Source organism: Streptomyces sp. NPDC091416 (assembly GCF_044756845.1).
Taxonomy (GTDB): domain Bacteria; phylum Actinomycetota; class Actinomycetes; order Streptomycetales; family Streptomycetaceae; genus Streptomyces.
On sequence record NZ_JBIVTU010000006.1, the window covers coordinates 490,336 to 501,807 of the forward strand.

The 11,472-nt window shown below is 72.2% G+C and carries 7 protein-coding genes, 1 tRNA gene and 1 riboswitch; of the genes, 4 read left to right on the forward strand and 4 right to left on the reverse strand.

Going from position 1 to position 11,472, the window contains the following annotated elements:
• The first annotated feature begins 512 nt into the window (after positions 1-512).
• From ACIQMX_RS21060 to ACIQMX_RS21075, 4 genes are all read left to right on the forward strand, one after another.
• Positions 513-586: transfer RNA gene (locus tag ACIQMX_RS21060), tRNA-Met, on the forward strand.
• 362 nt (positions 587-948) lie between these two features.
• A complete protein-coding gene (locus ACIQMX_RS21065; protein WP_402480110.1) occupies positions 949-2,112 on the forward strand; it encodes a PP2C family protein-serine/threonine phosphatase in 1,164 nt (387 codons plus the stop codon).
• 274 nt (positions 2,113-2,386) lie between these two features.
• A riboswitch (cyclic di-AMP (ydaO/yuaA leader) is annotated at positions 2,387-2,541 on the forward strand.
• Positions 2,542-2,552: 11 nt separating this feature from the next.
• The gene (locus tag ACIQMX_RS21070) at positions 2,553-3,722 is read left to right on the forward strand and encodes a M23 family metallopeptidase (RefSeq protein WP_402480113.1); all 1,170 of its coding nucleotides are present in this window, start codon (positions 2,553-2,555) and stop codon (positions 3,720-3,722) included.
• 429 nt (positions 3,723-4,151) lie between these two features.
• Positions 4,152-5,096 (forward strand): aldo/keto reductase, encoded by a 945-nt coding sequence (locus ACIQMX_RS21075; RefSeq protein WP_363066680.1) that lies wholly within the window; start codon positions 4,152-4,154, stop codon positions 5,094-5,096.
• Here the strand turns inward: ACIQMX_RS21075 and ACIQMX_RS21080 are convergent.
• The 4 genes from ACIQMX_RS21080 to ACIQMX_RS21095 all read right to left on the reverse strand — a co-directional run bounded on the left by ACIQMX_RS21080 (position 5,093) and on the right by ACIQMX_RS21095 (position 11,032).
• On the reverse strand, positions 5,093-6,733 hold the full coding sequence (locus ACIQMX_RS21080; protein WP_402480116.1) for a PrsW family intramembrane metalloprotease: 1,641 nt from the start codon (positions 6,731-6,733) through the stop codon (positions 5,093-5,095). The two genes, ACIQMX_RS21075 and ACIQMX_RS21080, sit on opposite strands and share 4 nt — an antisense overlap.
• 199 nt (positions 6,734-6,932) lie before the next feature.
• Positions 6,933-7,883: a tRNA (guanosine(46)-N7)-methyltransferase TrmB gene (gene trmB / locus ACIQMX_RS21085; protein WP_402480119.1), complete on the reverse strand. Its 951-nt coding sequence runs from the start codon at positions 7,881-7,883 to the stop codon at positions 6,933-6,935.
• Complete coding sequence (gene lhgO / locus ACIQMX_RS21090; protein WP_363066678.1) at positions 7,876-9,132, reverse strand: L-2-hydroxyglutarate oxidase; 1,257 nt, start codon at positions 9,130-9,132, stop codon at positions 7,876-7,878. The genes trmB and lhgO overlap by 8 nt, the downstream gene beginning before the upstream one ends.
• Before the next feature lie 157 nt (positions 9,133-9,289).
• The gene (locus ACIQMX_RS21095; protein ID WP_363066677.1) at positions 9,290-11,032 is read right to left on the reverse strand and encodes a sporulation protein; all 1,743 of its coding nucleotides are present in this window, start codon (positions 11,030-11,032) and stop codon (positions 9,290-9,292) included.
• Positions 11,033-11,472: the final 440 nt, after the last annotated feature.

Genomic DNA, 11,472 nt, shown 5'->3' on the forward strand with positions numbered 1-11,472 from the left:
CCCACCGGTCCGGGGGATGCAGCAGTTACCTTGCGGCAGAACACGTGTTCCTTGCAACACCTTCCCGTTTTCAACACGTTGACGCCCGGGGTGAGGCCCGCCGCAGGAGGTGAAATGTCCTCTGCTGTCGGGACGTCGCCAAGAGGGCCGCGGGCAGGGTTTGTTCGGGTTTGTCGATGCGGATCCGCCCTCCGTGGAATGAGGTTGGGAGGAGAGGGGAGGGGAGGGGAGGGGAGGGGAGGGGAGGGCGGTGTCGCAGACTCGCAAGAGGTGTGGAGTGCGCGGCAGGCGCGCGCAGGTCGAGCAGGCCGGTCGGGCCGGTCGGGCAGGCCGGTCGAGGAGGCCGGTCGAGCGGGCCCGTCGAGGGGGACTGGTCGAGGGGTCTGTCGACGGTCGGGTGTCGCCTATGGGTCCTGGCGCCGCTTTTGGGGTGTGCGCGCCGGGGCGCGCGCCGGGTAGCCATGGGGGTGGTCATGAGTGCCTCGAACATGCCGTAGAGTTGTGTTTACCGACGCGGGGTGGAGCAGCTCGGTAGCTCGCTGGGCTCATAACCCAGAGGTCGCAGGTTCAAATCCTGTCCCCGCTACTGCAGAATCAGGCCCGGCACGCATACAGCGTGCCGGGCCTGATTCGTTTGCCGCCACGGACCCGTTGCACATCATGGGGCCCGTTGCATGTCATGGGCTCGTCTGTACGTCGTGGGCCCGTTGCGCTTCATGGGTCCGCTGCGTGTCATGGGCTCGTCTGTACGTCGTGGGCTCGTCGTCGGTCCGTGGGCCGACCGGTTTTTCCGGGGCGGCAGGGGTTGGCCGGTGCCGGGCCGTATCGCGTACGCGTCCCCCCATTGGCCGAAGAGGAGTCGCCCCGCGACCCTGCTCCGGGAAGCCTGGGGGTGGTGGTGCGCGGTACCGTCCGCGGCCGTGGTTGCACCGGGCAGGAGACCAGTAGGTGGGGAAGCGGGAGAAGCGACGGGGGAGGCACGCCGGGGGCGTGCGGACCCGCCGGTTCGTCAGGTCGCTGCCCATGCTGATGATCGTCGGAGGCGTGCTCTTCGACGCCCTGACCCCGCCCCAGTTCACCGCCATCCCGTTGTTCACGGCGGCCCCGCTGATCGCCGCGCCGTTCTTCTCACTGGCCAGCACGATCCGTACCGGTGCCGCCGCGATGCTGGCCGTCCTCGGGCTGCGGCTGCACCACGACACCCTGGCTGCGGTCGTGTCCAGCATCGAGCTGCTCACCGTCCTCACCGTCTCCGGCCTCGCCGTCGTGATCAACGGGGTCGTGCGGCGCAGTAACGAGCAGTTGGCCTCCGCCCGCGTCATCGCGGAGACGGCGATGCGGGCGGTGCTGCCGACGCCGTCCGACCGGATCGGCGGGCTGCAGGTCGCTGCGCGGTACGAGGCGGCGCAGTCGGACGAGTTCGTCGGCGGCGACCTGTTCTCGGTGACGGACAGCCCGCACGGGGTGCGGCTGGTGGTCGGGGACGTGCGCGGCAAGGGGCTGGACGCCGTGGCGGCGGTGGCGGTGGTCATCGGGGCCTTCCGGGAGGCGGCCGAACAGGAGGAGACGCTGGAGGGCGTGGCACAGCGGCTGGAGCGTGCGCTGGCGCGGGAGTCGGAACATCGGGGTGGCCTGGACGCGTTCGAGGGGTTCGTCACCGCCGCTCTCGCGGAGGTCCCGCCGGGCGCGGGCCGGGTGCGGATCGTCAATCGCGGTCACCCCGAGCCCCTGCTGCTGCACACGGACGGGGCGCTGGAGGTGCTCGGCCCGTCGGTGCCCGCGCTGCCGCTGGGGATGGACCTGGGATTGTGGCCGGACCGGGTCGACGAGTGGGACCTGCCGGCCGGGGCGACGCTCCTCCTCTATACGGACGGCCTCTCCGAGGCGCGTAACGGCGAAGGGGTCTTCTACGACCCTGCCGAGCGGCTGCGGGGGCGGATCTTCCCGGGGCCCGAGGAGCTCCTCTCCGCGCTGACCGATGACGTGCGGCTGCACACGGGGGGTGAGTCGACGGACGACATGGCGCTGCTCGCGGTCGAGCGGCCCGGCGAGGGGCAGCCCGACCGGCGCAGGACCGTGAAGATCGTCGGCTTGGGCGGCCGCGGCGGCTGAGCCGGCCCCTGTTGCGGCGGCTGCGGTGGGGAGGCGGGCCGCGATGCCACCGTCCGTAACCGAAGAGCATCCCTCCGCATAACATTTGACGCAACGTCAGAGATCAGGTGGTTGTCGAGGGGTGAGTAACTCGCCCGATTCCACCCGGTTGTGTCCCGTAAAGTCCAGGCCAAGGACGTGAACGATCAGTGGGAACGGCTTGGAATCGGGCCCCGGTGTCTATTAACGTTCGATAACGCAGCGCGGTTGTCCCAGCCGCCGTCAGTGGCGGCACCGTGCGCGAGCGCCGAATTCCGCAAGGGAACCGGGGAACCACCTACATGGGGTGAATCGGGCATCTCTGTCTTGTTGCTGAGACGGAGGCACCCGTAGGAGACCTTCCTGCTCCGAACCCGTCAGCTAACCCGGTAGGCGAGAAGGAAGGAAAGGAGTGCGCCCCCGTGGCGTCCAACAAGCCTGCCCCTGAAGCTCCCTCTCGGTTCCGGTCCGAGTACGGCGATGACTTCGCCACCCGGCCCGCCACCGCATTCGGTACGGAGCACGGGGCCGACTACGCGACCGATTTCGGGACCGATCGGGGCAGCGACTTCGGAAACGACTTCCGCGCCGACGAGACCGGGCCCGAACGGACCTGGGAGGAATGGAACCCCACCGAGGAGTCCATCCGCCCCGTGCGCGGCAAGCACCGCGTCGCCAAGCAGCGCAATGGTCTGGCCCGCAGCTCCACCGTCCTCGGCGTCGGCGTCATCGCGGCCGTCGGTGCGGGTGGCATGGCCACCGCCCAGAGCAAGCCGCCGGTCTCCATCTCTCTTCCCGATTCCATCTCGGACAATCTCCCCGACGCCAAGTCCCTCCCGGGCGTCGGCGCACTGTTCTCGGGAGAGTCCGAGTCCGCGGCGGAGAAGGCCGTGGCCCAGACCGCTTCCGCCCCGCTGACGACCGCCGGGATCACCACCGCCGAGGCCGAGCAGGGCACCACGGACGCCGGTGAGGCACTCCGCGCCCGCATCCTCCAGCAGGCCGAGCAGCAGCAGGACGCCGCCGACGCCGAGGTCAAGGCGGCCGCGGAGAAGGCAGCGGCGGAGAAGGCAGCCGCCGAGGCGAAGAAGCAGCAGGACGCCGCCGAGGCCAAGATCGCCGCCGAGAAGAAGAAGGCGGCGGAGGAGGCGGCGAAGAAGGCGGAGGCCCTGCGGCTCGCCAAGCTCGCCGCCAGCTACGCCATCCCCACGTCCTCGTACACGATCACCTCGACCTTCGGCGAGGCCGGATCGATGTGGTCCTCCGGCTACCACACGGGCCTCGACTTCGCGGCGCCGACCGGTACCCCGATCAAGGCCATCCACACCGGCACGGTCAAGTCGGCCGGCTACTCCGGTTCCTACGGCTACCGCACGGTCCTGGAGCTGGAGGACGGCACGGAGCTGTGGTTCTGCCACCAGTCGTCCATCGATGTCAGCGTCGGCCAGAAGGTCACGACGGGTGACACCATCGGACGCGTCGGCGCGACCGGCAACGTGACGGGCCCGCACCTCCACCTGGAGGTCCACACCCCGGACGGCACCGGCATCGACCCGATGGCCTGGCTGCAGGCCCGGGGCCTGACGGTCTGAAGGCCTGACGGCCTGAAGGCCTGACGGCCTGAGGACATCGCGTCCCGGGACGGTCTGAGGGGACCGCTTTCCGGGACGGTTCTGAGAAGGCTGCTTTCGGGGGACGGTCTGAGAGGGCCGTGTCCCGGGGCGGTCCGGCAGTGCCGCGTCCCGGAAGGCCCACGCAGGCTTCCCCAGGTAGGCCCCGAGCCCTCCACACACCCGCCGGTCATCCGGCCACGAAACCCCGGCAGCCCTGACGCTCACCCCCCGACGTCAGGGCTGCCGGTCTGTCGCCGTCCGCATCCACATCCACGTCCGCAACACGTCTGCGCCCACGTCCATCACGTCTACGCCCGCATCCGCATCCGCAGCCGCGTCCACGCGGTGCCCCGGTGAAGATGCACTGGCCACGGAATAGCGCCGCCGGGGTAAGCCGTTGTTCCACCCATGACTTCTCTCCGTAAGCTCGGCTCCTCCAGCCTCCAGGTCTTCCCGCTCGCCCTCGGGGGCAACGTCTTCGGCTGGACGGCCGACGAGGCGCAGTCGTTCGCGGTGCTCGACGCGTACGCGGCGGCCGGCGGCAACTTCATCGACACCGCCGACGCCTACTCGGCCTGGGTCCCCGGCAACGAGGGCGGCGAGTCGGAGACCCTCATCGGCAAGTGGCTCGCCGCTCGCGGCAACCGTTCCGACATCGTCGTGGCCACCAAGGTGGGCGCCCACCCCGCGTACAAGGGGCTCTCCGCCACCACGATCAAGGCCGCCGCCGAAGAGTCGCTGCGCCGGCTCGGCACCGACCACATCGACCTCTACTACACGCACTTCGACGACGAGACGGTCCCGGTCGAGGAGATCATCACCGCCCTCGACCAACTGGTGAAGGACGGCAAGGTCCGCGAGATCGCCGCTTCCAACATCAGCCCCCAGCGACTCCGCGCCTCGCTGGACTTCTCCGAGCGCGAGGGGCTCGCCCGGTACGTGGCCCTGCAGCCCCACTACAACCTCGTCTCCCGGGACACCTACGAGGGCGAGCTCCAGGACACCGCCGCCGAGGCCGGGCTCGCGGCCGTCCCGTACTTCGCCCTGGCCTCCGGCTTCCTCACCGGCAAGTACCGTCCCGGTACTGCCGTGGAGAGCGCCCGTGCAGGCAAGGCGTCCACGCATCTGGAGTCGGAGCGCGGACAGAAGGTGCTCGCCGCGCTCGACAAGGTCGCACAGGAGCGGGACGCGGAGATCGCGACCGTGGCGCTGGCGTGGCTGGCCGCCCGGCCGACCGTCGCCGCGCCGATCGCCTCGGCCCGTACGGTCGAGCAGCTTCCCGCGCTGGTGGCCGTCGCCGGACTGCGGCTGACGGACCAGGAGCTGGCGGACCTCACCGAGGCCTCCGCCTAGGGACTCTCGTCTGGATCATGCCGGGCTCGCGTGGTCCGGCCTGATCCGAACGAAGGACCCGGTCCCTCCCTGTGGCCCCACCCCTGCGGGTGGGTGTACGGGCGAGGGGGCGGGGCGTACGGCGGGGAGCCGTAGGGCTGCCCGCCGTACGGCTGCACGGGCTGCACGGGCTGCACGGGCTGCACGTACGCCGGGTGCGGGTGCGGGTACGGCCAGTTCGGCGCGGGCGTGGAACGAGGGCGCAGACGGCCCGTGGCCTGCGCCGCGTACGTCAGGGCGGGGCGGGCGGTCTCCTTGCGCTGCCACAGGTGGTGCAGCAACTCCCGCTCGCGTTCGGCGAAGTCCGGGCCCGCCGTGCCGCGGCGGGCCCGGCGGCGCAGAAGGGCCAGCGAGGTCGCGAACGACTCGTACTCGGCCACCTCGCGGGCCGCCTCTCTGCCCCGGGCCTTCACTTCCTTCCGCGCGGCGGCGGATATCGGAGGGTGGGCGTGCGCGGGGCCGTGTGCCGGGTGGTGGGCGTGGCTGTGGGGCCTGCCGTACGGGACAGTTGCTGCGCGCCGGCGTGCAACGCGCCTGGCCATGCCGCGGGCCCGCATCGAGGAGAGGGCGAAGGGCTCGGCGGGCGACAGCCAGCCGGCCGCCGCGTACGCCGGAAGTTCGACGCCGAGAGTGCGCAGCTCGCGCAGGCGGGCCCAGACCGCAAGCCAGGTCACCAGCGCGAAGACCGGGACCATGAAAGCCCCGTAGACGATGTAGAAGCCGTACGGGCCGAACGAGGACGACCCGTTCCACAGGGCGTGCATGCCCATGGCGAGAAGCAGGCCCAGCAGCGGGAGCGCGAGGCGCCGGACCCGCTGATGGCGCGCACTGCTCGCGGCGATCCCGAAACCGATGCCGGTCAGCACGGTGAAGAGCGGATGGGCGAACGGCGACATCACCGCGCGTACGAAGAACGTCGCCGCGGTCACCGAGGCGAAGCCCGAGCCGAGCTGCTGGTCCTCGCCGAAGGCGTTGCCCAGATAGAGGATGTTCTCGGTGAAGGCGAAGCCCGTCGCGGTGAATCCGGCAACGACCACGCCGTCGACGATCCCGTCGAAGTCCCGTCGCCGGAAGAGGAAGAGCAGCAGCACGGCCGCCGCCTTGGCGCTCTCCTCCACGACGGGTGCTATGACCGTCGCGCCCAGGGTGTCCGCGTTGCCCGGGTCGGCCGTGGCGATCCACCGCGTCGCGAAGGAGTTCGCGAGGATCGCGACCAGTGCGGCCGCGCAGGCGCCCCAGGCGAAGGCGAACAGCATGTTGCGCCACGGGCCCGGCTCGACCCGGTCCAGCCAGCGGAACACCGTCATCAGCACCGGGACGGGCAGCACGGCCAGGCCCAGCCCGACGAGGAACCCGTGTGTCCCCGTCTGGTCGCGGACCAGGGCGAGGATCACCAGGCCGCAGAGCGCCAGCGCGGTGAAGACGGCGACGACGCGAAGCGTTCTGCTCCGCCACAGCAGGCCGACGCGGCGCGGGCGGTAACGCCACTGGCTCCGGTCCGGCACAGCGGTCAGGACCTCGCCGCCGGCCAGCTGCTCCTCGAGCGACGGGACGGCCGGCTGAGACTGTTGCTGCTGCTGAACAGACCCGTCGGACACCCCACGACCCTAACGAGCTGCACTGACAACGGCCATGGCGCGTGGCGCGTGCTCCGCTCCCGCGCCTGTGCCCGATGCCCCGAGCCCGTGCTCCGCTCCCGCGCGCCGTGCCCCATGAAAGCCCCGGGCCCAATGCCCCATGGTGGCCGCGGCGCGTGGGCCGTTCACATCCTCCCGGCCGTGGTGGCGGGGGCCGCCGTCAGCGGCGGGCGAAGAGCAGGTCGTGCACCACGTGGCCCTTGTCCAGGCCCTGTCCCTCGAACCGGGTCAGCGGCCGGAACGCGGGCCGCGGCGCGTAGCCGCCGTCCGCCGCCGTGTTCTCGAAGCGGGGGTGCGCGGTCAGCACCTCCAACATCTGCTCGGCGTACGGCTCCCAGTCGGTCGCGCAGTGCAGGACCGCTCCGGGCTTCAGGCGCTGTGCCGCCAGGTCGAGGAACTCCGGCTGGATCAGCCGGCGCTTGTGGTGGCGCGACTTGGGCCACGGGTCGGGGAAGTACACCCGCAGCCCGTCCAGCGCGTCCGGCTCCAGCATCTCGCGCAGCAGGATGATCGCGTCACCGTTGGCCACCCGGATGTTGGACACGCCGTTCCGGTCCGCGAGACCGAGCAGGTTGCCCTGGCCCGGGGTGTGCACGTCGACCGCGAGAATGCCGGTGCCCGGGTCGTCGGCGGCCATCTGTGCGGTGGCTTCGCCCATGCCGAAGCCGATCTCCAGGACCACCGGGAGCCCGTCGAACAGCTCGGGCAGATCGAGGACGCGCAGCCCGTCGATGTCCAGGCCCCACTTCGGCCAGAGCCGCTCCAGGGCGTCCTGCTGGCCGGGTGTGACGCGGCTGCGGCGCGGCTGGAAGCTGCGGATCCGGCGCTCGTGGTGCGAACCGGCCGGATCGGCGGCGGGACCGCCGGGGAAGCGGGGTTCCTGGCGCAGCCTGCGGGCACGGTCCAGAGCGGCGGCGCGCAGTTCGTCCGGGATTCCGGCGGTCGCGGGCGCGGCGTCGTCCGTGCCGGTGGAGGCCGCACCGCTGGAGGCCGTGCCGTCCGTGCCGGTGGCGGGCGGATCGGTGGGGGGCGTTCCGGAGGGAAGCGTGCTGTCCGTCTCGGCAGCGGCGTCGCCGGGCGTCGCGGGGGAGGGGTTCAAGGGCTCAGACACAATGCCCTGATTCTACGGCGGGCGGCTTCCACCCCGTTCCCTGTGCCCGGAGCAGCGCCCTGCGTGCCACCTCCCGCCCGATGGGCAGCGCGGCCGTGGCGGCCGGCGAGGGGGCATTGAGTACATGCACGGTGTGCGGGGCCTCACGGATCAGGAAGTCGTCCACCAGCGTGCCGTCCCGCAGCACCGCCTGGGCCCTGACCCCGGCGGGGGAGGGGCGCAGGTCGTCCTCCGTCACCTCCGGCAGCAGCCGGCGCACGGCCGCCGTGAACGCACGCTTCGACAACGAGCGGTGCACTTCGCCCGCCCCGTACTTCCAGTGTCTGCGGGCGATCTGCCAGGAACCCGGCCAGCTCACGGTGGACAGCAGCTCGCGGGGGCGTACGACCGGCCAGCCGTATCCCTCGCGGGCGAGCGCCGGCACCGCGTTCGGCCCGACGTGGACGCTGCCGTCGTGGCCGCGGGTCAGATGAACGCCGAGGAACGGGAACGCCGGGTCGGGCACCGGGTAGACGAGGCCGCGCACCAGCTCGGGGCGGGCCAGCTCGTAGTACTCCCCCCGGAAGGGCACGATGCGCATCCCCGGGTCGTCCCCCGCCAGCCGTGCCACCCGGTCGCAGTGCAGCCCCGCGCAGTTGACCAGCACCCGGGCCCGCACCACCAGGCCGTCCGCCGTCCGCACTGCGACGCCCCAGGGCCGTCGGTCGATCTCGGTGACCTCGGCGCCGAACCTGATCAGGCCGCCGCCGCCCCGTACCTCGGTGGCGAAGCGCTCGGCGACCGCGCCGAAGTCGCAGACCCCCGTCGTGCCCACCCGGATCGCGGCAAGGCCCCGCACCCGCGGCTCGTACTCCGCGATCTGCGCGGGTCCCAGCTCGCGCACCGGCAGCCCGTGCTCCCGGCCGCGCTGCACCAGGGCGTGCAGCCGGGGAAGCTCGGCGCGGCCGGTCGCGACGATCAGCTTTCCGGTCACGGCGTGGGAGATGCCGTGCTCCCGGCAGAAGTCGACCATCTCCGCCCCGCCGCGCACCGCGTACCGCGCCTTCAGCGAGCCCGGGGGGTAGTAGATGCCGCTGTGGATCACCCCGCTGTTGCGCCCGGTCTGGTGGCGCGCGGGGCCCCACTCCTTCTCCAGCACGGTCACCCGCGTGCCCGGCGCGGTCCGCGTGATCGCATACGCGGCCGACAGGCCGACGATCCCGCCGCCGATCACCAGCACATCGCAGTCGTACGCCGCGTGCGTCATCATCACGCCACCTCCCACCCCGATAGTGCACTGACCCACTGACAACGCACTCAAACCCCTGCGGGCACAGCGTGGCGCATCCCGCACCCGTCCCGGCCGTGGCGGCCCGCCGCATCCCGGGACGGGTGCGGGTCCCGGGACCGGACCGGTGCGGGGCCGGCTACGCGGGGGCGACCAGCAGCGGGCGGGCGCGTTCCCGCAGCTCGACGACGCGCGGCTCGTCCCCGTAGGGCTCCAGCCGGTGCAGCAGGTCGCGCACGTACTCGGTGGTCCGCGCGGACGAGATGCGGCCCGCCACCTCCACGGCCCGGGTCCCCGCCGCGCAGGCCGCGTCGAGGTTTCCCGACTCCAGTTCCGCGACGGCCGAGACGACGAGCCGCAGACCGTGCGAGCGGACGAACTCCTCGGTGGGTCTGGACAGCGCCTGCTCGGTGAAGCGCCGCACCTGGCGCGGTGACTTCAGGTCGAGGTGGCACTCCGCGGCGTCGGCGGCGAAGCGGTCGTACGAGTAGAAGCCCAGCCATGACGGGTCCGCGTCGCCGTCCCTGGAGCGCTCCAGCCACCCCTCGGCGGCCTTCAGCGCGGCTCCGGCGGCCGGTGCGTCGTTCGCCTTCGCGTGGGCCCGGGCCTCCACGAGACGGAAGAAGCTCATGGTGCGTGCCGTCGCGAGACCGCGGTTGCGTTCGACCGCCGCCTGCGCGAGGTCCACTCCTTCGTCGGCGAAGCCGCGGTAGGTCGCCTGGAGGGACATGGACGCGAGGACGTAGCCGCCGAGCGGTACGTCGGCCGCGGCCCGCGCCAGGCGCAGCGCCTGGATGTAGTAGCGCTGGGCCGCTTCCTGCTGGCCGGTGTCGAAGGCCATCCAGCCGGCGAGCCTGGTCAGTTCGGCGGCCGCGCCGAAGAGCGCCCGGCCGACCTCGTCGCTGTACGAACCCAGCAGCAGCGGTGCCGCGTCGACGCGTAAGCACTCCGGGACCATGGACGAACGCCAGTCCCCGCCGCCGTACTTGGAGTCCCAGCGGCGCGCGTCCTGAGCGGCCTCCCGCAGTTTGGACACGTCGCTGTGGCCGACCCGCAGCGGCGAGACGGCGTGCGCGGAATCCGGGCCCGGCTGAGCGGGGATCGACAGGCTGTGCCCGGACAGCAGCGACGCTCCGGACCCGGCAGGTGCGTGGTGTCCGGCGGCCGTTCCCGCCGTCCGGCCCGAGGCGTCCGGCGCCGGCGCGGAGCCGGACCTGCCCTGCTGCCCCGGCGCACCGGGCCGGAGCGCGGCACCGGGCGAAGGCGCGGCACCTGGCGGGAGCGGAGGGCTTGGCGCATTCGACGTCCCCTGCGCCCCTGATGCGCCCTGCGCGCTCTCTGTGCCATGAGTACCGCTGGATGCACCGCCGGGCGTGCCCAGGATCGCCGCCACCGCCGCCGTCGAGGCGCGAGCCACTGACGGGTCGGCGGGGGATATCAGCCAGCGGGACGCGGGGGTCGCGTACGCACTCACCGAGAACGAACCGGCCAGCGACTGCCAGATCCCGCCACTGCCCGCCCGTCGCCCGGCCAGATCCAGCCGGTACAACTCGGTCGCCGAACGGACCGCCTCACCCACATCGCGGGGGAACGCCAGCCCGACCTCCGGCGCCGGGTCGGCGTCGGCCAGCCCGATCTCGTGCAGCGGGACCGGGCGGCCGAGCTTGGCGCCGATCGCCGCAGCGATGAGATGGGGCGCGGCGCCCTGCGGCACCATGCCCTTGGAGACCCACCGGGCCACCGAGGTCTTGTCGTACCGAAGTGTCAGTCCGCGCTGCGCCCCGAGGTCGTTGACCCGCCGGGCGAGCCCGGCGTTGCTGATTCCCGCGAGGGCGAGAACGGTTCCGAGCTTGTCGTTCGGTCCGCGTTGCTCCCTGGACATGCGCCACCCCTCGACACACAGACGGCAGCCGCGTCACCGATGCGGCGCGCGGCATTCGTACCGGGTTCTCCCCAGGGACGAACCCTGGCACTCCGGCCGCACACGCATTTGGCCGAGCCCCGAGGAATATGCCGCCCTGCTGAGAACATCAGTAAACCCAGCGTAGTTCGCCGCATCCCTACCGTTAAGGGCCGGACGTCCGTATGGCGGGATTGTTGTCCGTACCGGCCACCCGTGCGGGACGGAGGGAAGCGGGGCGGCGCGTGTGGCGGATGAGGCGGGGCGGGCGAGCGGGAGGCGAAGGCCGCGCGAAGGAAGCGCGGAGGAACGGCGAAGGGAACGCGGGGGCGCGGAGGAGGGCCTGTGGAGCCCCGCCGCGCCCCGCGCGGAGACCGCCGGAGTGGCGTGCGCGAGGGAAGCGGCCGAGGGTGTGGGCGGGG